This is a genomic window from Enterobacter sp. MGH 4 (assembly GCF_000534735.1).
Taxonomy (GTDB): Bacteria; Pseudomonadota; Gammaproteobacteria; order Enterobacterales; family Enterobacteriaceae; genus Enterobacter; species Enterobacter intestinihominis.
In genome coordinates, this window is the sequence record NZ_KI973289.1 from 912,917 (window position 1) to 936,212 (window position 23,296).

Below are 23,296 nucleotides of genomic sequence, written 5' to 3' on the forward strand. Positions count from 1 at the left end.
ATCATGAAAATCGCAACACAAAACCAGGCCTTTTTCCCGTCCACTATCATGGAAAAATTCAAATACATCAAAGCGATGGGATTTGATGGCTACGAAATAGATGGCCGGCTGCTGGTTGAACATCTCGACGAAGTGAAAGCCGCTATCAAAGCCACCGGTCTGCCGGTTACGACGGCGTGTGGCGGATACGATGGCTGGATCGGGGATTTCATCGAAGAACGCCGCCTGAACGGTCTCCAGCAGATTGAACGCATTCTGGAAGCGCTGGCAGAAGTGGGCGGCAAAGGGATTATCGTCCCGGCTGCCTGGGGGATGTTTACCTTCCGTCTGCCGCCAATGACTTCGCCACGTAGCCTGGATGGCGATCGCAAAGCGGTCAGCGCTTCCCTGCGCTGGCTGGATGAGGTAGCAGCGCGCACCGGTACTACCGTCTACCTGGAGCCGCTGAACCGCTATCAGGATCATATGATCAACACCCTGGCCGACGCGCGTCGTTATATCGAAGAGAACGGCCTGAAGCACGTGCAGATCATCGGTGATTTCTACCACATGAACATTGAAGAAGACTCACTGACGGAAGCGCTGCATCACAACCGCGACCTGCTGGGTCATGTGCACATTGCTGATAACCACCGCTATCAGCCGGGCAGCGGCAGCCTCGATTTCGCCAGCCTGTTCGGTCAGCTGCGTGCTGATAACTATCAGGGTTATGTGGTGTACGAGTGCCGGGTTCGTGCCGACGATCCGGCTCAAGCCTATCAGGACTCACTCAATTACCTGCGTGAATGCTAAGGATGACGAGCGTGATGAGTGCTTCTACACCTTTGCCTCTGCGCGTCGCCATCATTGGCGCCGGGCAGGTTGCAGACAAAGTGCATGCCTCGTATTACGCCACGCGCAGTGATGTTCAAATGGTGGCTGTCATGGACAGCCGCCTTGAGCAGGCACAGGCGTTCGCGGAACGTTATGCCATTCCATCGGCATGGCAGGACGCTCACGAGATGTTGCAGAAAATAAAACCGGATGTGGTGAGCGTCTGTTCGCCTAACCGGTTCCATTTTGAACATGTGATGACGGCTCTCGAAGCGGGTTGCCATGTGATGTGTGAAAAGCCGCCGGCAATGACGCCGGAACAGGCCGACCAGATGCGCATCGCGGCGCGCAAGGCAGGAAAAGTCCTTGCGTATGATTTTCATCATCGCTTTGCCCTGGACACCCAGCTCCTGCGCGATGCGGTAATGAACGGCACACTCGGTGAAATTTACTTCACTTCCGCGCAGGCGCTGCGTCGCTGCGGTGTGCCGGGGTGGGGCGTTTTCACCAATAAATCGCTCCAGGGTGGCGGGCCGCTTATCGATATCGGCATTCATATGCTGGATGCTGCGATGTACGTGTTGGGCTTCCCGGCTGTGAAGCGGGTAACCGCGCACAGCTTCCAGAGACTGGGGAACCGGAAACACAACGGTCAGTTTGGCGAATGGGATCCTACGCAGTTTACCGTGGAAGATGCCCTGTTTGGCACGATTGAATTCTGCAACGGCGGCGTTCTGCGTCTGGACACCTCCTTTGCGCTTAACATCCGCGAGCAGTCCATCATGAACGTCTCTTTCTGCGGTGATAAGGCAGGCGCAACGCTGTTCCCGGCGCATATCTATAACGACGAAGCCGGTGTTTTAGAAACCCTTATCCATCGTGAAGAGGCGGACGATCAGCGCCATCTGCGCAGTATGGATGCCTTCGTGCGTCATGTGCTGGGAGAGCACGTTATGATCGCTGACGCAGAACAGGGTCTGGTTATACAACAGCTTGTTGCCGCGCTTTATGAATCAGCAGAAACAGGGGAAAGCGTGACATTATGCTGAACGTGTCTGTATTAAACGATCCGGGCTTTTGTCCTCACAGCCTGAACAAATATGCCTCTGTCATGACATGCGGGAATGGATACATGGGCATTCGCGCTACGCATGAAGAAGATTACACCCAGCAGACCAGAGGCATGTATCTCGCGGGGCTTTATCATTGCGCGGGTCGCAACGAGACTACTGAGCTGGTCAATCTGCCGGATATCACCGGTATTGATGTTGAGCTTGATGGCGTCAATTTCACGCTCCTGTCAGGCGAAATTCTTGAATGGCAGCGCGAGCTGGCTTTTGCTAACGGCGAACTGCATCGCAACGTTGTCTGGCGTGCACCCGACGGGAAACGTTATCGGCTGGAGAGCCGTCGTTTTGTTTCGCTGGACCAGTTGCCCTTAGTGGCAATGCAGTTCTCGATCACACCGCTTGATGGCGACGCTCAGGCCGTGCTGAAAACCGGCATAGATGCGACACAAACGAACAGCGGCAGACAGCATCTGGATGAAATCTCGGTCAGGATCTTTGACCAGCACTACATGCAGGGCGTGTATGAAACGCAGGACCGTGCATCTGAGGTTGTGGTTTCGGCGTATTGCCAGCTCTCGACGAAAAGCGACAGCTGTTTCACCGCCAAAAACCGCCGTCTCAGCGTGCATCATTCGCTGACGATTGCTCTAGGTGACACTGTCACGCTTGAGAAGATCCTCTGGGTGGCTCATCGTAGCGAGAAAGCGCTGTCGCAGGAGTCATTCGCGCGCAACGCGCTGGCCGATCTTAAAGTCTGTGCGGCAAGAGGTTATGAGGCGTTGCTTGAAAGCTCAGCGTATGCCTGGAAAGATGTCTGGCGCGACGCACGTGTGGAAGTGACTTCCACAGAGCAACAGGATCAGCTGGCGCTGGATTACGCCGTCTGGCATCTGACGACAATGACGCCTGCTCATGATGAGCGAAGCAGTATTGCGGCGAAAGGGCTGACGGGTGAGGGGTACAAGGGGCACGTCTTCTGGGATACCGAAATTTTCCTGCTGCCGTTCCATCTGTTTACCCGCCCGCAGATTGCCCGCAGCCTGCTACGCTATCGCTGGCTTAATCTGGCAGGCGCACGGGAAAAAGCGCGCCGTAACGGTTGGCCGGGTGCATTGTTCCCGTGGGAAAGTGCGGCCAGCGGACAGGAAGAGACGCCAGAATTCGCGGCAATCAACATCCGCACCGGGGTTCGCCAGAAGGTGGCTTCCGCACTCGCTGAACATCACATCGTGGCTGATATCGCCTGGGCCGTGGTCGCTTACTGGCAGGCAACACACGACGATGCCTTTATGCGGAATGAGGGTCTGACGCTACTGATGGAAACCGCTTCGTTCTGGATGGGACGCGCGACGGAAATCAATGGTCGTCTTGAGATCCATGACGTGATCGGACCGGATGAATACACCGAGCATGTCAACAACAACGCCTACACCAACTATCTGGCCTGGCACAACGTTGCCTGCGCGCGTCAGTTTATGGCGATGTTTGGCCGTGAAGATGCGCGTTTTACGGAGAATGCCGGGAAGTTCCTGGCGCGCCTGTGGCTGCCAGAGGCCGACGCAGACGGTGTGATCCCGCAGGATGATACCTTCATGGCAAAACCTGCCCTCGATCTGAGCCGCTATAAAGCCAAAGCGGGTAAGCAAACCATTCTGCTTGATTACTCTCGCGCGGAAGTGAACGAGATGCAGATCCTGAAGCAGGCCGATGTGGTGATGCTTAACTACCTGCTGCCGGAACGGTTTACGCCGCAGCAATGTGCCGCCAATCTGGCGTTCTACGAGCCACGTACGATTCATGATTCATCCCTGAGTAAAGCGATTCACGGCATTGTGCTCGCACGCTGCGGTGACACCGAGGGGGCGTATGCCTTCTGGCGTGACGGTATCGCCATCGACCTGGGGGACGACCCACACAGCAGTGATGACGGTATTCATGCTGCCGCCACCGGTGCGATCTGGTTGGGCGCTATTCAGGGGTTTGCTGGCCTGCACATTAGCGAAGGGGAGCTGCATCTTTCACCGAAACTGCCTGTTCACTGGCAGAAACTCGCCTTCCCGCTGCGGTGGCGGGACGCAACAATGCACATTACCTGTGAAAATGACCAGTTAACCATTGAGACTACCGCACCTGTCACGTTGACGCTGTGGGGTAAAACGCTGCATGTATCAGGGCGAAAAGTCTGCGCGCATAAGGACTTTCTTGCACCTGTTAATGGGACCGCTACCACGGAGGGGCGCCATGACGCTTAACGCTGTTGTATTCGATCTGGACGGGGTGATCACCGATACCGCGCATCTTCACTTTCTGGCCTGGCGCGCCGTGGCGGAGGAGATTGGTATTACCTTCGATGAAGTATTTAACGAACAGCTGAAGGGAATAAGCCGTATGGACTCCCTCCAGCGCATTCTGAAACATGGCGGGAAAGAGGGGATGTTTAGTGACGAGCAGCGCCTGGCGCTGGCAACGAAAAAAAACGCGCTTTACGTCCAGTCGCTGGCATCACTGACGCAGGATTCGCTGCTCCCGGGTATTCGCGACGTGCTGGCGGATATTCGCGCCGCGAAGGTCAAAATTGGGCTGGCATCCGTATCGCTTAATGCCCCTGGGATTTTGCACGCGTTGGGTATTCATCAGGCTTTCGATTTTTGCGCTGATGCTTCGCGCATTTGCCGCTCAAAGCCGGACCCGGAGATCTTCCTTGCAGCCTGTAAAGGACTGAACGTGCGTCCTGAAGAGGCCATTGGTATCGAAGATGCCGCCGCAGGGGTAGATGCGATCAACGCCGCAGGAATGCTGTCGGTCGGGATTGGGCCTGGCCTGAACCATGCGGGATTACAACTTCATTCAACGCAGGAACTGACCTGGGAACGCCTGACGGCGTTCTGGGCATCCCGGGCGTATTGATAAGGAATTAATAATGGCTCAACTGTCTCTGAAACACATTCAGAAAATCTATGATAACCAGGTCCACGTGGTTAAGGATTTCAATCTCGAGATTGAAGATAAAGAATTTATCGTCTTCGTCGGTCCATCGGGCTGTGGGAAATCCACGACGCTGCGAATGATTGCCGGCCTTGAGGAGATCAGCGCAGGTGAACTGATTATTGACGGGGTTTGCATGAATGATGTTCCCGCCAAGTCCCGTGATATCGCAATGGTCTTCCAGAACTATGCGCTCTATCCGCATATGACGGTCTACGACAACATGGCGTTTGGTCTGAAGATGCAAAAAATAGCACCTTCCATCATCGAAGAACGTGTTAGCTGGGCGGCCCAGATCCTGGGATTACGCGACTATCTCCAGCGTAAACCTGGCGCATTGTCAGGTGGTCAGCGTCAGCGCGTGGCGTTAGGCAGGGCGATAGTGCGTGAAGCAGGGGTCTTCCTGATGGATGAACCGCTGTCAAACCTCGATGCCAAGCTTCGTGTACAGATGCGCGCTGAAATCAGCAAGCTGCACCAGAAGCTCAACACCACCATGATTTACGTGACGCACGATCAGACGGAAGCCATGACGATGGCGACCCGTATTGTGATTTTAAAAGACGGCATCATTCAGCAGGTGGGCGCGCCGAAGCAGGTTTACAACGAGCCGGCGAATATGTTCGTTGCAGGCTTTATTGGTTCACCTGCGATGAACTTCATTCGTGGCGCGATCGACGACCGATATTTCGTGACGGAAACGCTGCGTCTGGAGATCCCGGAGGAGAAGCTGGCCGTACTGAATGCGCAAGGTTACCAGCGCAAAGCGGTCGTCTTTGGGATCCGTCCGGAAGACATTCTCACGCTACAGCGCAGCGGTGAAAACATCGCGGCGAAGATCAGCGTCGCTGAGCTGACTGGAGCAGAATTTATGCTTTATGCCAACGTGGGCGGGCATGAACTGGTTGTCCGTGCGGGAGCGGCGGATGATTACGTTGCAGGAGATAATATCGGCATCCAGTTCGATATGAGTAAGTGCCATTTCTTCGATGCTGATACTGAAGCAGCTATTAGATAAGAAAGGTATTCGCCGGAAATGAAAGTTTCCGGTTTTTTTGTATGTTAATTATAAAGGAATATTTTAATGAGTACTCTACTAAGAAGTGCTGCGCTCGTTCTGTGCGCAGGGGTAAGCTGCGCGCAAGCAACAGAGTCAACCAAACAGTGGGAATTTAATATTGGTGCCATGTATGAAATTGAAAACGTCGAAGGTCAGGGCGACGATAAAGATGGATTATATGAACCTTCCGTGTGGTTTAACGCCACGTATGATGCGTGGACAATTTCACTGGCGATGTATCAGGAAGGCCCGGTTGATTACAGCAGCATGACGCGCGGCACCTATTTCGATCGTCCTGAATTTGAATTACGGTATCGCTTCATTGGCACAGAGGATTTTACGCTGGGTCTTACGGGCGGTTTCCGTAATTATGGATATCATTTTAAAGATGAGCACGGTGCGAAAGACGGTAGTGCTAATATGCAGCGTTATAAAATTCAGCCTGACTGGGATGTGAAATTAACAGATGACTGGCGTTTTGGCGGTTGGTTTGCCATGTACCAGTTTGCGAATGACCTGGGAAAAACCGGTTATTCTGACAGCCGCGTCGAAACGGAAACCGGATTTACCTGGACAATAAACGAAACCGTCTCTGCAAAAGTTAACTACTATTTAGAGCGTGGCTTCAATATGGACAGTTCACGTAATAACGGTGAATTCTCCACCCAGGAGATTCGTGCCTACCTGCCTGTTTCATTAGGCCAGACAACGCTTACACCTTACACCCGTCTGGGGCTCGATCGCTGGTCAAACTGGGACTGGCAGGACGATCCAACTCGTGAAGGGCATGACTTCAATCGACTGGGTCTGCTCTATGCTTATGACTTTGCGAATGGCCTTTCAATGACGCTTGAGTATGCCTACGAATGGGAAAATCATGACGAAGGCGAGAGCGACCGCTTCCACTATGCGGGTGTCGGCGTCAATTACGCGTTCTGATGACGTTATACCAGGGGCGTTTGCCCCTGGTTTTTAGCGTAACGAAGCTGCATCTGAAAAATGTGTTTCAACCAATACCTTATGCGGCGCAGGTTTATCCGCAATGCACCTGAACAACAAATCGCAGCTCTCTTCGCCCAGCTTTTTCGTGGGGATATCAAAGCCGCCTGGTGCAGGGGTTAAAATGAGAGATAGCATCGGGTCGCTGTATCCTGCCATTGCGACCTGTTCCGGGATCGCCAGATTTAGCGCATCCGCGGCACGATAAAGACTCAGCAATTTCATGCTGTCAGTCGCAAAAACCGCATCGGGCGGGTTGTCTGAGGAGAGTAGCTGGCAGGCCGCCTGAAGCGCGCTTTCATGGGTATAGCCGCCATCGATAACCCAGGTCGGGTTAATTTCGATGCCGTGTTTCTCAAGGCTGAATTTATAACCCGCCAGGCGATCGATAGAGACGTGATAATCGAGCGGGGCATGCAGGCAGGCAATTTTGGTGCGGCCATGCGTGATAAACGAGTCTGTTAATATGGCGCTGTCGCGGAAATTATCCGTGTCGACAGAATAGATATTCTGGTAATTTCCTTCCACTTTACCAATGACGACCACAGGCACACCGTATTCATCCAGCGTCGAGAAAAACGACTCGTTCGCCGGCGAGCTTAGCATGATGATGCCTTTGATCATCTTCTGCTTTATTTTACCCACGCATTTTTGCAGATCATCTTCACTGCTTTTGGACGTTTGTAAAATAACATCAAAACCTTCTTCTTCTGCTTTTGCCGTTATGGCATGCAGTACATCTGAGAAAAAGGGATTTCCTGCAGTGGTCTTGGTTGAGCGGGTCGAAATAACCATAATGGCGTCGAAGCCAGAAGAGGTGAGTGCGCGGGCAAGTTTATTAGGTTGGTAATTTAACTCATCTATCGCCTTCAACACCTTTTCACGCGCTTCAGGAGAAATATTCGTTTGTTTATTCAGAACGCGTGACACGGTTGATTTCGAAACGCCAGCAACGCGGGCAATATCATAGATGGTGGGTGACATACACCTTACTCACTCCAGACGGACAGCAATTGCGTCCATCTTACTGGAGAGAAAACGGCAATAGCAATAATTAAGAATTGATAATCAACGATCTGCCCCAATTTACTGTATTCTGAAGTGACTTTGTTCAGGGTTCCAGACAATGAAGGACGGCGATGAAGCGACTTAAAAACGAATTCAATTCTCTGGTGAACCGTGGCGTTGATCGCCATCTGCGTCTTGCCGTTACCGGGCTGAGCCGCAGCGGTAAGACGGCATTCATTACGGCGATGGTCAATCAGCTGTTGAACCTGCATGCTGGGGCGCGCCTGCCACTGCTTAGCGCGGTGCGCGAGGAGCGATTGTTAGGCGTAAAACGCGTACCGCAACGTGATTTTGGCATCCCCCGTTTCACCTATGATGAAGGTCTGGCACAGTTATACGGGGAGCCTCCCGCCTGGCCCACCCCGACGCGTGGCGTGAGCGAAATTCGCCTTGCGCTTCGTTTTCGCTCGAATGAATCCCTGATGCGTCACTTTAAAGAAACGTCCACGCTGTATCTCGAAATTGTGGATTATCCGGGAGAATGGCTGCTCGATTTACCGATGCTGGCGCAGGATTACCTGAGCTGGTCCCGACAGATGACCGGTCTGTTGCAGGGGCAGCGGGCAGAGTGGTCGACCAAATGGCGCCAGCTTTGCGAAGGGCTGGATCCGCTGGCGCCGGCGGATGAAAACCGTCTGGCCGTGATAGCCCAGGCCTGGACGGATTACCTGCATCAGTGCAAGCAGGAAGGGCTGCATTTTATTCAGCCTGGCCGTTTTGTTCTGCCGGGAGATCTAGCCGGTGCTCCCGCGCTACAGTTTTTCCCGTGGCCGGACGTTGACCGCATCGGCGAATCGAAGCTGGCACAGGCAGACAAGACCACTAACGCCGGTATGCTCCGCGAGCGATACAATTATTACTGTGAGAAGGTGGTTAAGGGTTTTTATAAAAATCATTTTTTACGCTTTGACCGCCAGATCGTGCTGGTGGACTGCCTGCAACCCCTCAACAGCGGGCCGCAGGCGTTCAATGATATGCGGCTGGCGCTGACGCAGCTGATGCAAAGTTTTCATTATGGCCAGCGTACGCTGTTTCGCCGTTTATTCTCGCCGGTCATCGACAAGCTGCTGTTTGCCGCCACAAAAGCTGATCATGTGACGGTCGATCAGCACGCCAACATGGTATCCCTGCTGCAACAGCTGGTGCAGGATGCCTGGCAGAACGCGGCGTTCGAAGGGATTAGTATGGATTGTCTGGGTCTGGCGTCCGTACAGGCTACACAGAGTGGGTTGATTGACGTGAATGGCGAGAAAATTCCGGCCCTGCGGGGCAACCGACTCAGCGACGGTGAGCCGCTCACGGTCTATCCGGGCGAAGTTCCCCCGCGTTTGCCGGGCCAGGCTTTCTGGCAAAGCCAGGGTTTTCAGTTCGAAGACTTCCGTCCGCAGAGCATGAACGTTGACCAGCCATTGCCGCATATTCGTCTGGATGCCGCGCTGGAGTTTTTAATTGGAGATAAATTGCGATGACGGAACCGTTAAAACCCCGCATTGATTTTACCGGCCAGCTTGAGCAGTCCCCGCATGAGGCGTTTAAAACAGCGCAAACCTTCAGCGGTCCGCAGGCCGACAACTTTGCTCCCGTGCTGGCAGAGGAGCCGTTGGTTGAAGAGGGGCAGGCGGAAGCGGTCGTTGATGCGGCACTGCGCCCGAAACGCAGCCTGTGGCGTAAGATGGTGACCGCCGGGTTAGCCCTTTTTGGTGTGAGCGTAATTGGTCAGGGCGTGCAGTGGGGCGTCAATGCCTGGCAAACCCAGGACTGGGTAGCGCTGGGGGGATGCGCCGCCGGGGCGTTGATCGTTGGTGCGGGCGTCGGCTCGGTCGTGACCGAGTGGCGTCGCCTCTGGCGTCTGCGTCAGCGTGCGCACGAACGCGATGAAGCGCGGGATCTGCTGCACAGCCACGGCACCGGAAAAGGGCGTGCTTTTTGTGAAAAGCTTGCGGCTCAGGCCGGGATAGATCACTCTCACCCGGCGCTTCAGCGCTGGTATGCGGCGATCCACGAAACCCAGAATGACCAGGAAGTGGTCACGCTCTATGCGCACATTGTTCAGCCGGTACTGGATGCGCAGGCTCGTCGTGAGATCAGCCGCTCGGCGGCGGAATCCACCCTGATGATTGCCGTCAGTCCGCTGGCGATGGTGGACATGGCCTTTATCGCCTGGCGCAACCTGCGCCTGATCAACCGCATCGCCAGACTGTATGGCATTGAGCTTGGCTATTACAGCCGACTGCGCCTGTTCAAACTGGTGTTGCTGAATATCGCCTTCGCCGGGGCAAGCGAACTGGTGCGGGAGGTCGGGATGGACTGGATGTCGCAGGATCTTGCGGCGCGTCTCTCTGCCCGGGCGGCGCAGGGGATTGGTGCCGGTCTGCTGACGGCACGCTTAGGAATCAAAGCGATGGAGGTTTGTCGTCCACTCCCCTGGATCGATGGCGATAAGCCGCGGCTGGGGGATTTCCGCCGCGAATTGATTGGTCAGCTTAAAGAGACGCTCAATAAAAAACCTGCTCAGTGAGGTTTCGTTTACTAATCGTGCGGGCTGTCAATATTTGTTGACAGCCACCTTCCCGAATACCGTGATCTGACATATCATTTTACTGTTATTGGCTTAAACGGTGAATTTCCCATGCGTCTGGAAGTCTTTTGTGAGGACCGTCTCGGTCTGACCCGCGAGTTACTCGATCTTCTTGTTTTACGTAGCATTGATTTACGTGGCATAGAGATCGACCCTGTCGGGCGAATTTACCTCAATTTTGCCGAAATTGAATTTAATACCTTCAGTAGCCTGATGGCCGAAATCCGCCGTATCGCTGGCGTTACGGATGTACGCACCATCCCCTGGATGCCATCCGAGCGGGAACACCTTGCGCTGAGCGCACTGCTGGAAGCAATGCCGGAGCCGTTTCTCTCTCTCGATCTGAAAAACAAAGTCGAGCGCGTTAACCAGGCCAGTTGCCAGCTGTTTGCGCAGACTCAGGAAAAGCTTATCGGTCATCACGCCACGCAATTGATCCCAGGTTTTAATTTCCAGCGCTGGCTGGACAGCAACCCGCAAAATACCCATAGCGAGCACGTCGTCATCAATGGACAGAATTTCCTGATGGAGATCACGCCGGTCTACCTGAAAGGGGAAAATGCCGCGCGGGTGCTCACCGGCGCGGTAATCATGCTGCGCTCCACGGTGCGCATGGGCCGCCAGTTACAGAACCTTTCCAGCCAGGACGTTGGCGCATTCAGCCAGATTATTGCGGTAAGCCCGAAGATGCGTCACGTGATCGACCAGGCGCGCAAGCTGGCTAATCTGACCGCGCCGCTGCTAATTACCGGTGATACCGGCACGGGGAAAGATCTGCTGGCGCATGCTGTGCACATGGCCAGCCCGCGAGCGGCAAAACCGTATCTGGCGCTGAACTGTGCATCGATTCCGGAAGATGCGGTGGAAAGCGAGCTGTTCGGGCATGCGCCGGAAGGCAAAAAAGGCTTCTTTGAACAGGCAAACGGCGGTTCGGTGCTGCTGGACGAGATTGGCGAAATGTCGCCACGCATGCAGGCGAAACTGCTGCGTTTTCTCAATGACGGCACGTTCCGCCGCGTGGGGGAAGATCATGAAGTGCACGTGGATGTACGCGTCATCTGCGCCACCCAGAAAAACCTGGTGGAGCTGGTGCAGAAAGGAGTATTCCGCGAAGATCTCTACTATCGTCTCAACGTTCTGACGCTCAATATTCCGCCGCTGCGCGATTGCCCGCAGGACATCATGCCGTTGACGGAACTGTTCGTCGCCCGTTTTGCCGACGAGCAGGGCGTGCCGCGTCCGAAGCTCTCTGCCGACCTGGGTACCGTGCTGACGCGTTACGGCTGGCCGGGCAATATTCGTCAGCTAAAAAATGCGGTCTATCGCGCATTAACTCAGCTTGAAGGGTATGAACTGCGTCCTCAGGATATTCTCTTGCCGGATTACGATGCCGGGACGGTCTCGGTAGGCGAAGAGGCAATGGAAGGCTCGCTGGATGACATCACCAGCCGTTTCGAGCGTTCGGTGTTAACGCAGCTTTATCGCAGCTATCCGAGCACGCGCAAGCTGGCTAAACGTCTTGGGGTGTCACATACCGCGATTGCGAATAAGCTGCGCGAGTATGGGTTAAATCAGAAGAAGGGTGACGAATAAATAAAAAAGCCTCTTTGCAGAGGCTTTTTTACGTTTAGGCTTTAAGTGCCTCAAGTGCAGCGGTGTAATCCGGTTCGGTAGTGATTTCGTTAACCAGCTCACTGAAAACAACGCTGTCGTTTTCGTCGATCACCAGCACCGCACGAGCAGCCAGACCCTTCAGCGCGCCTTCGGAAATGGCAACACCGTATTTTTCCAGGAAATCCGGGCTGCGCAGAGTGGAAAGGGTGATGACGTTGCTCAGGCCTTCAGCGCCGCAGAAGCGGGACTGGGCAAACGGCAGGTCAGCAGAAATGCACAGCACTACGGTGTTGTCCATTTCGGTCGCCAGCTGGTTGAATTTACGCACTGATGCAGCACAAACGCCAGTATCGATGCTTGGGAAAATGTTCAGGACTTTACGTTTGCCAGCAAACTGGCTCAGCGTGACGTCAGACAGATCTTTAGCCACCAGAGTAAAAGGCTGTGCTTTGCTGCCAGACTGTGGGATGGAACCTGCAACAGCAACCGGGTTGCCCTGGAAATGAACGAGTTGTGACATAGATATCTTCCTGTTTACAAATAGTTAACGTCGTGGCTAGTGTATGTCATCCGCAGTTAGCACGGCAAACCAATTTTCTGCCTTTCCGGCCTGCAAGGAGTCAGTGATGAGAAGCGTTAAGGTCTATGAAGAAGCCTGGCCATTGCACACCCCGTTTGTGATCTCGCGCGGCAGCCGTAATGAGGCCTGCGTGGTCGTGGTTGAATGTGAAGAGGACGGCGTAAAAGGCGTCGGGGAATGTACCCCTTATCCTCGCTACGGAGAAAGCCTGGCGTCAGTCATGGCGCAAATTATGACGGTGGTGCCCGAGTTGCAGGCGGGCCTGACGCGTGAGGCTCTTCAGCAGAGGTTGCCGGCCGGCGCGGCACGTAACGCGATTGACTGCGCACTCTGGAGTCTGGAAGCGGCGAAACAACAAAAACCGCTACCTTCGCTGCTGGACGTTACGCTGCCGCAATCGATCGTCACCGCGCAAACGGTGGTCATTGGTGAACCAGAGCAAATGGCCGCCAGCGCTCAGGCGTTGTATGCCACCGGTGCAACCTTATTAAAGTTGAAGCTCGACGATCGTCTGATTAGCGAACGCATGGTCGCCATTCGTGCGGCGGTACCTGATGCCACCCTTATCGTCGATGCGAACGAATCATGGCACAGCGAAGGGCTGGCAGCCCGTTGTCAGCTGCTTGCCGATCTGGGCGTTGCCATGCTGGAGCAGCCTCTCCCGGCAGAAGACGATGCCGCGCTGGCGAATTTTATTCATCCGCTTCCCGTCTGTGCAGACGAAAGCTGTCATACCCGTGAGAGCCTGTCAGCCCTCAAGGGCCGCTACGAGATGGTGAACATCAAGCTGGATAAAACGGGTGGGTTAACCGAGGCCCTGTCACTGGCAAAGGATGCGCAGGCGCAAGGCTTTTCCCTGATGCTGGGCTGTATGTTGTGCACGTCCAGAGCGATCGGTGCTGCACTCCCGCTGGTGAACAGCGTGCGTTTTGCCGATCTGGATGGCCCAACCTGGCTGGCGGTTGACGTTTCACCCGCCCTGAGTTTTACCTCCGGCGTACTTCATCTTTGAGGCTGCCAGCGCAGAAGATCTGTCATCGCTCTGAGGTATTTTTCACTCGCTTCATCCGAGGAAATAGGCGGAAACTCTGCAGTGATACAGTGAAGACTGAGGTCCGCGCACCAGCTGCCAAACGACCCGGGCGTTTCATACCCGACGCTGGTTACCAGAGGTAGAGCAAACGCATCCGCCAGCCACTGCCCGAGCGCTGTATGACGAGGATCTTCAATACAGGCGAGGGGATCGTGGAAAGAGACAATCCAGGCCGGGTGGATCTTATGAATAAGCTGACACAGCGCCTGGGTTTCGGGCTCGGAACCCGGTTTTTCTCCCGTAAGCAGGACCACATCTCGTTCCTGCGCCGAACTGTTCCAGCGATACACCGTTTCACCGGCACGCCAGTTTGCTGCCGGAAAGTTCCTGTTAAGGTCAACGCCTCGTGCATTCGCCCGTAATCCAAGCTGGCATCCGTCCGGGTTGACGGTCAAAATCACATGATGTCGTCGTAAATCGGGGGCCAGCGTACGTAGCGCGCACGAAAGCGTCACGATGGACGAGTTTTCATCGCCATGTGTGCCCGCAATGATTAAGCCGCTAGTGCGATCGGGCTCGGGAGCCGGAAACCAGATCAGTGGAGCGCCTAAAAATGAGCGGCCATAATGTTCAGTCCCGGGCGGGAAGGCGCCGCGTTCCGTTCTTGGTCGGGTGGTTGCCATAATAAACCCTGATGATGAAGTCGCTTCTGGCAGTGTTGTGCAAAACCCGCGCTTAATCAAATAGTTTCCGTCTGTGTGTAAAATTGCCTGACATCAACTTTCCTGAGGAAGCATTTGCATTTCTCCGTTTCGAAACAAATAATTACGCATCTGCCTGTTACCTGACATCATTAAGGGGATCGTATGAAGCATCCTGTTTCGCTTCTTTGTACTGCGCTGTGGCTGTGCGGGTTTTCTTCACTTTCATATGCCGCGGAGGTTCCCAGGGGAACGGTGCTGGCGCAAAAGCAGGAGCTGGTTCGACACATTAAAGATGAACCCGCCTCGCTCGATCCGGCAAAAGCGGTGGGTTTACCCGAGATACAGGTGATCCGCGACCTTTATGAAGGGCTGGTGAATCAGAACGAAAAAGGGGAGCTGGTTCCCGGCGTGGCGACGCGCTGGCAGAGCAACGATAACCGTGTCTGGACGTTTACGTTGCGGGATAACGCGAAGTGGTCTGACGGTACCCCGGTGACGGCACAAGATTTTGTCTACAGCTGGCGTCGTCTGGTTGATCCTAAAACTACGTCACCTTTCGCCTGGTTTGCAGCGCTGGCGGGTATTAATAATGCGCAGGCCATTATCGATGGTAAAGCTGCACCGGAAACGCTCGGCGTGACGGCAGTCGATGCTAAAACGCTGCGCGTGCAGCTGGATAAACCGCTGCCATGGTTCAGCAACCTCACGGCTAGCTTTGCGTTCTATCCTGTTCAAAAGGCAAACGTGGAAAGCGGTAAAGAATGGACGCGCCCTGGCGCGCTCATCGGCAACGGTGCGTATGTGCTGAAAGATCGCGTGGTGAATGAAAAACTGGTGGTTGAGCCGAATACTCACTACTGGGATAACGCCAACACGGTGCTTAAAAAAGTCACCTTTGTGCCAATCAACCAGGAGTCCTCAGCGACCAAACGCTACCTGGCGGGCGATATCGATATTACAGAATCGTTTCCGAAAAACATGTACCAGAAGCTGCTTAAAGATATTCCGGGACAGGTTTATACACCGCCACAGCTTGGGACCTATTACTACGCGTTTAACACACAAAAAGGCCCAACTGCGGATGCCCGCGTACGTCTGGCGCTCAGCATGACTATCGACAGACGTATTATGGCGGAAAAAGTCCTGGGAACCGGTGAGAAACCGGCCTGGCATTTCACTCCCGATGTCACTGCCGGTTTTACACCGGAAATCTCGCCATTTGAGCAGATGTCGCAGCAGGAGCTAAATGCTCAGGCGAAAACGTTATTACAGGCGGCAGGCTATGGTCCCCAGCGCCCGCTGAAATTAACGCTGCTGTACAACACGTCTGAAAACCACCAGAAAATCGCCATTGCCGTCGCATCTATGTGGAAGAAAAATCTGGGTGTTGACGTTAAGTTGCAGAATCAGGAATGGAAGACCTACATCGACAGCCGCAATACCGGGAATTTCGACGTGATCCGTGCGTCGTGGGTAGGGGATTACAATGAGCCGTCGACATTCCTGTCGCTGCTGACGTCCTCTCACACCGGCAACATCTCACGGTTCAACGACCCTGCTTACGATAAGATTATTCATCAGGCGACGCTCGAAACCACTGAAAAAGCGCGTAATGCAGACTACAACATGGCCGAGAAGATCCTCGCCGAGAAAGCGCCGATAGCCCCTATTTATCAATACACCAATGGCCGCCTCATTAAGCCCTGGGTTAAAGGGTATCCGATAAATAACCCAGAGGATGTTGCGTACAGTCGTACAATGTATATTGTAAAGCATTAAAAAAACAGGAAAGGCGCTTAAGTGGTTTTGGCAAATAGCTATACATCGCTTAAGCGCCTGAACACACGGTTCATGGTACCTACAGGCTAGTTATTATCAAAATTCCTTTCATAAAAAATCATTTATTCTTTTGATGAATGCTTCGAGCGACATCTCTTTTCCAGTTTATTGAAAAGCGTGCAAGCATTTATACATCCTCCATGTAATAGCTTAATTCCTGCTATTTAAAACCTGACTTTTGTCCGATATAGGATTTTTCCATATTCAGGAGGTTTATTGAATAAGATGATATGTCTCTGCGATTTTGCAGCTGATGCTTAGATCAGCATTGATATAAATCAATTATTCAACGACAGGTGGCAATGAATTCAATATTCTCTATCAAGGCAGACGTTCCTGCTAATCTATTGTGAATAAATGGTTAATACTTTCTGCGTGCCACTTATATCTGGAATTTATAAATACTAGTGATTAGTGGAAAATTCTTAAGAAAAATCCATATGCAGATCTTTGATCTGAAAAGTTGATCATGAATGGGCTTTTGCTCTAATATGGTTTTGTAAAGACCCGTCACTCACTTAACTCGTATTTCTTGCAAAGAAAGGGACTGCTATGGCCGATTCATTTCAGAATGAGGTGCCCAAGGCACGCATAAATTTAAAGCTGGCGCTGCATACAGGCGGCGCGCAGAAGAAAGTCGAACTGCCGCTTAAACTTCTCACTGTCGGTGATTTCAGTAATGGAAAAGAGAATCGTCCATTGTCCGAAAGGAAGAAAATCAACGTCAACAAAAATAACTTTAATAGCGTACTTTCGGAATTTAACCCGGAGGTTAATCTGACGGTGCCTAACACCATGGCTGTCGATGGTTCGGAGGAAAGTATAAAACTGAATTTCTCCGATATTAAGGATTTCGAACCTGAACAGGTTGCCCGCCAGATCCCCCAGCTCCGCGCCATGCTGGCCATGCGTAATTTATTACGCGACCTCAAATCCAATCTTCTTGATAACGCCACTTTCAGAAAAGAACTCGAGGAAATTCTTAAGGACCCGGCGCTGTCTCAGGAATTACGCGACGAAATGAGTGCACTGGCCCCGAAATAAGCGGCATGTGTAATTTAATGGATTAACCGGGAATATGCTGATGTCTGTGAATAGTGAAACCGCCTCCGCGCAGGGGCAGACCATCGTACTGGAAAAAGAGGGCGTTTACGCCTCCCTGTTTGAAAAAATCAACCTGACTCCGGCCTCCAGCCTGGGTGATATCAATGCGTTTCTGGATGATGCCGCGCTTTCTGACGCGCCGGCGGGTGAACGCCTGACGGCGGCGATGCAGGTGTTTATGGACTGCATCCGCAAATCCGGTCAGCCCGTGGAGAAGCTCGACAAAACGCTGATTGACCACCATATCGCCGAACTGGATTTCCAGATCAGCCGTCAGCTGGATGCCGTAATGCATCACCAGGCGTTCCAGAAGGTGGAGTCCCTGTGGCGCGGCCTGAAGCAGCTGGTGGACAACACCGACTACCGCCAGAATGTGAAAACCGAGATGCTGGACGTCTCCAAGGACGACCTGCGCCAGGATTTTGAGGATGCACCGGAACTGATCCAGAGCGGCCTCTACTGGCACACCTATACCGCCGAATACGACACCCCGGGCGGCGAGCCGATTGGTTCCGTGATTTCATCCTATGAATTTGACGCCAGCCCGCAGGATGTGGCGCTGCTGCGCAACATCTCGAAAGTGTCTGCCGCCGCACACATGCCGTTTATTGGCTCTGTCGGCCCGAAATTCTTCCTGAAAGACTCTATGGAAGAGGTTGCTGCGATTAAGGATATCGGCAACTACTTCGACCGCGCTGAATACATCAAGTGGAAATCCTTCCGCGATACTGACGACGCCCGCTACATCGGCCTCGTGATGCCGCGCGTGCTGGGGCGTCTGCCGTATGGCCCGGACACCGTACCGGTGCGCAGCTTTAACTACGTTGAGCAGGTGAAAGGCCCGGATCACGAGAAATACCTGTGGACCAGCGCGTCGTTCTCCTTCGCGTCAAACATGGTGAAGAGCTTCATCAATAACGGCTGGTGCGTGCAGATCCGTGGCCCGCAGGCGGGCGGGGCGGTGAAAGATCTGCCTATTCATCTGTACGATTTGGGTACCGGCAACCAGGTGAAAATCCCGTCTGAGGTGATGATCCCGGAGACCCGCGAGTTTGAGTTTGCCAACCTCGGCTTTATTCCGCTCTCGTATTACAAAAACCGCGACTATGCCTGCTTCTTCTCGGCGAACTCCGCGCAGAAACCGGCGCTGTACGACACCGCAGATGCCACGGCCAACAGCCGCATCAATGCCCGTCTGCCGTACATCTTCCTGCTGTCGCGTATTGCGCACTATCTGAAGCTCATCCAGCGCGAGAACATCGGCACCACCAAGGACCGCCGTCTGCTGGAGCTGGAGCTGAATACCTGGGTGCGTAGTCTGGTGACGGAAATGACCGATCCGGGCGATGAGTTGCAGGCTTCTCATCCGCTGCGTGACGCGAAGGTGGTGGTGGAAGATATCGAAGACAACCCGGGCTTCTTCCGCGTGAAGCTGTTTGCGGTGCCGCACTTCCAGGTGGAAGGCATGGATGTGAACCTGTCTCTGGTGAGCCAGATGCCGAAAGCGAAAGCGTAACGTAAGGCAGGAAGCATGAAAACGGAACAACCGTTATGGGGCAGGGGCCAGATGGTCTCTCCCCAGCACTTCCAGCAACAGGCCGCGTATGCGGCCTGGTCTGCGGAATGCATCGCCCGGTTAGGTCTCTCCCATCCCTGGGGAGTGATTGAAGCCACTTTCGAACCGGATGCACTGAAACTGGGCCGCCTGCAGGCCCGTCATCTGCACATCCGTTTCCCCGACGGGACGCTTATCGACACGGATAATGCTGACGATCTGCCACCGGTTCTCGCGCTGGAGAGTGAATCAAATGAGGTGGTAGTGATGCTCGCGCTTCCGCTGTTGCGCGCGAATGGTGGCAACTGTCTTAAGCCCGATGAGGTAGCCGGGCGTCCTGTTCGCTATCGCCAGCGTTGGCAGGATATCCGCAATACCTTCGGGGACGATACCCGCCAGATTGCGGTAATGCGTCCTGAGCTGACGCTGCGGTTTGCACATCAGAACAACAGCGATTACCTGACCTGTCCGGTTGCCCGCCTGCAGCAGGATCTGCAGGGGGCATGGCAGCCTGATGAGACGTTTCTCCCCCCGCTCCTGGCCATCGAGGGCAGCCGCTGGCTGTTAACCCAGCTCGAACAGCTGATGATCCAGCTACGTGTACGCCTGAGCCGACTGATGGCCATGCGACGGGAAAGTAATGAGCGCATGGCAGACTTTGCCGTGGCCGACGTGTCGCTGTTCTGGTTGCTGAATGCCCTCAACAGCGCTGAGCCCGTGCTGGGGCAGTTTCAGCGCCATCCGCAAAGTCCGCCTGAACGCCTGTATCCGGAGCTGGCCCGCCTGGCGGGCAGCCTGCTGACCTTCTCGCTGGAGCACCAGGTGAGTGCGATCCCGGTCTGGCAGCACGAGCAACTGAATAACGTATTTCCGCCGCTGTTTGATTTACTGGGGGACCTTCTGGAAGCCAGTCTGCCATCGCGGGTGGTGGCGATTGAGCTTGAGCACGATGCCCGGCTGCACTTCTGGCAGGCCCGTCTGCATGATCCGCGTCTGCGTGAAGGGGCGGATTACTACCTCTCCGTTCGTTCAATGGTGCCGGTGGCTCAGCTGCAGGAGCAGTTCCCGCGCCAGTGCAAGGTTGGCAGCCCCGATCATGTCAGAAGTATCGTCAATTCATCGCGGGTGGGCGTGCCGCTGACCCCGCTGCGCCATGTGCCGGCAGCCATTCCGTTACGTCTGGAAAATCAGTATTTCAGTCTTGATGTCTCTCATCCTCAGGCCACTGAAATGCTCCAGGGCGGCACCTGCATGTTTTACGTTCCGGGCATGCTCGGCGAGCCTGAACTTGAACTCTTTGCGGTGCTGAGAACATGAGTGAGCGTAAACGCGGCGCTGCCGCGGCCATTGATATTGATGCCCTGCTGCAGGATACCTGGCTGCAGGTGATCAGCCTGCGTCACGGTCCGAAATTTCAGGATGGAGAAGGGCGCACGCTGTGGGAGCGTTGCATTGCTAATGTCGAACGTGTGCAGCGTGAGCTGAAAGCGGGCGAACTTGATGAAGCCAGCTGCCGGCATATTCTCACCGCACAATGTGCGCTGCTGGATGAGGCGGTTAAGAGTCGCGGTGTGGAGGATGATGCCTGCGTGCAGTGGTATGACATTCCCCTGCAGGGGCACTTCCTTGGCACCATGGACGCCGGTGACACGCTGTGCGATCGGATGCGCGATGTGCTGCGTGAACCGGCTCCTGACCACGCTGTCGTGACCTGCTTCCAGCGGGTCATGATGCTCGGATTCCTCGGCAACTTCCGCTCCCTGAACGATCCTGAGCGGCAGAAACTCATGAATGCACTTAATGAACATGTTGCGCCGTTCAGCTATTCACAACCCCATCCCGTTCTGGCGGAAAGCCATGCCGGACGGGGGATAGGGGGTTGGCTTGCTTCATGGCCCATGCGCATTGGCCTGAGTGTGGTGGTGGTCACCGCATTATGGTGGGGACTGGATTGCTGGCTGGATCAGACACTGCTTACCCTGCTGCCGGGAGCCGTGAAATGAGCCCTGCACAACAGCGCGGGCTTGCGCTCTGGGCTGCCCTGCTGAGTGCAGTGGTCTGCCTGTGGTTTCTGCCAGCATCCCGGCTGGTTTCCGTTCTCGTCCTGCTGGCGGTACTGGGGCTAATCATGGCGTTCTGGGCTGTCGCCTGCCGTCGCGTGCAGCACGATTTCACCCTGTGTCTGGAGGACCTGCCTGAAACCAGTTATTGCCAGCCCGTGGTACTGGTCTGTGGCGATCTGCCGCTTGCCTGGCCGCATCAGTCACCGGTACTTACTGTCACGCAGGGCTGCTGGATCCGTGTGGAGGATCATCTGGAACTGGAGCAGGCCGCCCGTCAGGTACTGTGGTTGCGCCCCGACTGGGGACGTCAGCTGTCAGTGATGGTCAGTGTTTGTCCGCAGCAGCACCCTGACAGTGAACGCCTTACCAGTCGTTTGCTTGCCCTGCGCTGGCAGATTAGTCGGTTGCGTAAAGCAACCGGCCATTCTGTGCCACTGGTTCTGAATGGACAGGTCGGCAGTGCGATGATGAATGACATGCTCTGGCAGACGGCGATCCTGGGGGAAGGGGTAAAGGTCTGGAGTGGGACTTCAGCGCCTGGCTCAGTTGCTGAATGGGTTAATACTGGCGGAACGCCTGCGATGCATCAACAGGTGCTTATGAACAGCCTGATGAGCTGGTTCCAACAGCACGTCCACGCTGTCCTTATGGATGAAAACCCCGATATTCCTGTCATTGAACCTGTTGCGGTTCTGTGGGGATTGGGCCCGATCCTGGCCGGAAGCATGGCCACCTCTGTCTGGACAGCGTGGTTGTCCCGCCATACTGCGATGCAGCAGGTGTCTGGCTGGCAGCCGGCGGGAACGGACAGTACGGTTATTTCCCTGTTCCCGAATTTTGTCCTCCCTTTACTGCCAGAAGGACGAGGCCTGACACCGCATGGACGAACCTCGCGCGGTGCGCTCGGAATCTTCACGCTGGCGACCATTGCTGCACTGCTCAGCAGTAGCTGGAACAACCGCCAACTGCTGCAACGCGTTAGCTTCGATATTGTCCGTTACAACAGCATCGCCATGGATGATTACGGTCCTAAAGCCAGCGCCGTACAGGTGCTGCGCGAGGATGCGGCGCTGCTGGATGAGCATGCACGCAATGGTGTACCGGCCCGGCTGGGGCTGGGGCTTTATCGGGGGGAACGTCTGCGAATACCGGTGCTGGAAGCGATCCGCTCATATGTGCCACCACCTCCTCCACCAAAGCCTGTGGAAAAGGTCGCGCCGAAAATCATCCGCCTCGACAGCATGTCGCTGTTCGATACCGGAAAGTGGGCGCTTAAACCCGCCTCAACAAAGCTGCTGGTGAACTCACTGGTGGGGATCAAGGCGAAGCCCGGCTGGCTGATTGTGGTCGCGGGCCATACCGACAGCACCGGGGATGACCAGTCCAACCAGGTGCTGTCCCTGAAGCGTGCGGAGTCGGTGCGCGACTGGATGCGGGACACCGGCGACGTGCCGGAGAGCTGTTTTGCGGTGCAGGGCTACGGTGAAAGCCGACCTGTCGCCACCAACGACACGGCGGAAGGCCGGGCGCTGAACCGCCGTGTCGAAATCAGTCTGGTGCCGCAGGCGAACGCCTGCCAGCTGCCGGGCAACACCCCCGCGTCATCGCAGGATGATGGCGCTGATAACAACTTAACGGAGTAATTAACATGGCAATACCAGTCTATCTGTGGCTGAAGGACGACGGCGGCGCGGACATCAAAGGGTCTGTGGACGTTCAGGATCGTGAAGGCAGCATCGAGGTGGTGGCCCAGGAGCATAACCTGTACATCCCGACCGACAATAACACCGGCAAGCTGACCGGTACCCGTATCCACACCCCGTTCCTGTTCACCAAGGAAATCGACTCCTCCAGCCCGTACCTGTACAAGGCGGTGACCACCGGCCAGACCCTGAAATCTGCGGAATTTAAGTGGTACAGAATCAACGACGCGGGCCAGGAAGTGGAGTACTTCAACACGAAGCTTGAGAACGTGAAGCTGGTGAAAGTGAATCCGAAGATGCACGACATCAAAGATCCGGCGTTCGAGAAGCACAACCACCTCGAGCAGATTGAACTGCGCTACGAAAAAATCACCTGGACCTACAAGGACGGCAACATCATTCATTCCGATTCCTGGAACGAACGCGCCACCGCGTAAGTCGCATGCGGACAGGGCCCTGTCCGCAGTTTTTTGCACAGCGTCTGTATGCACGGACGCTGTGCAAAGAAAAACACAATCTGCCTGCCCG

The 23,296-nt window shown here is 54.7% G+C and carries 20 protein-coding genes; 17 read left to right on the plus strand and 3 right to left on the minus strand.

The features are described 5' to 3' along the window. Positions 1-3: 3 nt before the first annotated feature. The 6 genes from L350_RS18015 to L350_RS17990 all read left to right on the plus strand — a co-directional run bounded on the left by L350_RS18015 (position 4) and on the right by L350_RS17990 (position 6,867). On the plus strand, positions 4-792 hold the full coding sequence (locus tag L350_RS18015) for a 3-dehydro-D-guloside 4-epimerase (RefSeq protein WP_032624140.1): 789 nt from the start codon (positions 4-6) through the stop codon (positions 790-792). A gap of 11 nt (positions 793-803) precedes the next feature. After that, a complete protein-coding gene (locus L350_RS18010; protein WP_115504195.1) occupies positions 804-1,862 on the plus strand; it encodes a D-glucoside 3-dehydrogenase in 1,059 nt (352 codons plus the stop codon). Next, the gene (locus tag L350_RS18005; RefSeq protein ID WP_032624141.1) at positions 1,856-4,135 is read left to right on the plus strand and encodes a glycoside hydrolase family 65 protein; all 2,280 of its coding nucleotides are present in this window, start codon (positions 1,856-1,858) and stop codon (positions 4,133-4,135) included. The genes L350_RS18010 and L350_RS18005 overlap by 7 nt, the downstream gene beginning before the upstream one ends. Then, positions 4,125-4,790 carry a beta-phosphoglucomutase gene (gene pgmB / locus L350_RS18000; RefSeq protein ID WP_022648295.1) on the plus strand — a complete coding sequence of 222 codons (666 nt, stop codon included), beginning with the start codon at positions 4,125-4,127 and terminating at the stop codon, positions 4,788-4,790. The genes L350_RS18005 and pgmB overlap by 11 nt, the downstream gene beginning before the upstream one ends. Positions 4,791-4,803: 13 nt before the next feature. Further along, positions 4,804-5,886, plus strand: a complete 1,083-nt coding sequence (locus L350_RS17995; protein ID WP_022648294.1) for an ABC transporter ATP-binding protein — start codon at positions 4,804-4,806, stop codon at positions 5,884-5,886. Between the two features lie 66 nt (positions 5,887-5,952). After that, positions 5,953-6,867, plus strand: coding sequence for an OmpG family monomeric porin (locus L350_RS17990; protein WP_023300241.1), 915 nt, complete (start codon positions 5,953-5,955; stop codon positions 6,865-6,867). A gap of 33 nt (positions 6,868-6,900) precedes the next feature. Here L350_RS17990 and L350_RS17985 read toward each other — a convergent pair whose 3' ends face one another. Continuing rightward, positions 6,901-7,911, minus strand: a complete 1,011-nt coding sequence (locus tag L350_RS17985; RefSeq protein ID WP_022648292.1) for a LacI family DNA-binding transcriptional regulator — start codon at positions 7,909-7,911, stop codon at positions 6,901-6,903. A gap of 155 nt (positions 7,912-8,066) precedes the next feature. Here L350_RS17985 and L350_RS17980 point away from each other — a divergent pair, with 155 nt between their 5' ends. The 3 genes from L350_RS17980 (at position 8,067) to tyrR (ending at position 12,166) form a co-directional block, all read left to right on the plus strand. Beyond that, positions 8,067-9,464, plus strand: a complete 1,398-nt coding sequence (locus L350_RS17980) for a YcjX family GTP-binding protein (RefSeq protein WP_022648291.1) — start codon at positions 8,067-8,069, stop codon at positions 9,462-9,464. Continuing rightward, on the plus strand, positions 9,461-10,513 hold the full coding sequence (locus tag L350_RS17975; protein ID WP_023306373.1) for a YcjF family protein: 1,053 nt from the start codon (positions 9,461-9,463) through the stop codon (positions 10,511-10,513). Before L350_RS17980 ends, L350_RS17975 begins: the two co-directional genes overlap by 4 nt. A gap of 111 nt (positions 10,514-10,624) precedes the next feature. Further along, positions 10,625-12,166: a transcriptional regulator TyrR gene (gene tyrR / locus L350_RS17970; RefSeq protein ID WP_032624142.1), complete on the plus strand. Its 1,542-nt coding sequence runs from the start codon at positions 10,625-10,627 to the stop codon at positions 12,164-12,166. Between the two features lie 34 nt (positions 12,167-12,200). Here the strand turns inward: tyrR and tpx are convergent, their stop codons facing one another. Continuing rightward, on the minus strand, positions 12,201-12,707 hold the full coding sequence (gene tpx / locus L350_RS17965) for a thiol peroxidase (protein ID WP_032624143.1): 507 nt from the start codon (positions 12,705-12,707) through the stop codon (positions 12,201-12,203). Positions 12,708-12,813: 106 nt separating this feature from the next. Here tpx and ycjG point away from each other — a divergent pair, with 106 nt between their 5' ends. After that, on the plus strand, positions 12,814-13,779 hold the full coding sequence (gene ycjG, locus L350_RS17960) for an L-Ala-D/L-Glu epimerase (protein WP_032624144.1): 966 nt from the start codon (positions 12,814-12,816) through the stop codon (positions 13,777-13,779). On the opposite strand, the gene mpaA is transcribed toward ycjG, so the two are convergent. Further along, complete coding sequence (gene mpaA / locus L350_RS17955) at positions 13,770-14,483, minus strand: murein tripeptide amidase MpaA (RefSeq protein ID WP_032624145.1); 714 nt, start codon at positions 14,481-14,483, stop codon at positions 13,770-13,772. The genes ycjG and mpaA overlap by 10 nt on opposite strands. Positions 14,484-14,666: 183 nt before the next feature. Between mpaA and L350_RS17950 the strand changes: the two genes are divergently transcribed. The 7 genes from L350_RS17950 (at position 14,667) to hcp (ending at position 23,205) form a co-directional block, all read left to right on the plus strand. Continuing rightward, positions 14,667-16,283 carry a peptide ABC transporter substrate-binding protein gene (locus tag L350_RS17950; protein WP_032624146.1) on the plus strand — a complete coding sequence of 539 codons (1,617 nt, stop codon included), beginning with the start codon at positions 14,667-14,669 and terminating at the stop codon, positions 16,281-16,283. 612 nt (positions 16,284-16,895) lie between these two features. After that, entirely contained in the window at positions 16,896-17,387 is a 492-nt protein-coding gene (gene tssB / locus L350_RS17945; protein ID WP_032624147.1) for a type VI secretion system contractile sheath small subunit, read from the plus strand. Between the two features lie 34 nt (positions 17,388-17,421). Continuing rightward, positions 17,422-18,963: a type VI secretion system contractile sheath large subunit gene (tssC, locus tag L350_RS17940; RefSeq protein ID WP_080686350.1), complete on the plus strand. Its 1,542-nt coding sequence runs from the start codon at positions 17,422-17,424 to the stop codon at positions 18,961-18,963. Between the two features lie 15 nt (positions 18,964-18,978). After that, positions 18,979-20,319: a type VI secretion system baseplate subunit TssK gene (gene tssK / locus L350_RS17935; protein ID WP_022648283.1), complete on the plus strand. Its 1,341-nt coding sequence runs from the start codon at positions 18,979-18,981 to the stop codon at positions 20,317-20,319. Continuing rightward, positions 20,316-21,005: a type VI secretion system protein TssL, short form gene (gene tssL / locus L350_RS17930; protein ID WP_032624148.1), complete on the plus strand. Its 690-nt coding sequence runs from the start codon at positions 20,316-20,318 to the stop codon at positions 21,003-21,005. Before tssK ends, tssL begins: the two co-directional genes overlap by 4 nt. After that, positions 21,002-22,708, plus strand: coding sequence for an OmpA family protein (locus tag L350_RS17925; RefSeq protein WP_032624150.1), 1,707 nt, complete (start codon positions 21,002-21,004; stop codon positions 22,706-22,708). Before tssL ends, L350_RS17925 begins: the two co-directional genes overlap by 4 nt. Before the next feature lie 5 nt (positions 22,709-22,713). Further along, the gene (gene hcp / locus L350_RS17920) at positions 22,714-23,205 is read left to right on the plus strand and encodes a type VI secretion system effector Hcp (RefSeq protein WP_009653685.1); all 492 of its coding nucleotides are present in this window, start codon (positions 22,714-22,716) and stop codon (positions 23,203-23,205) included. The last annotated feature ends 91 nt before the right edge of the window (positions 23,206-23,296 follow it).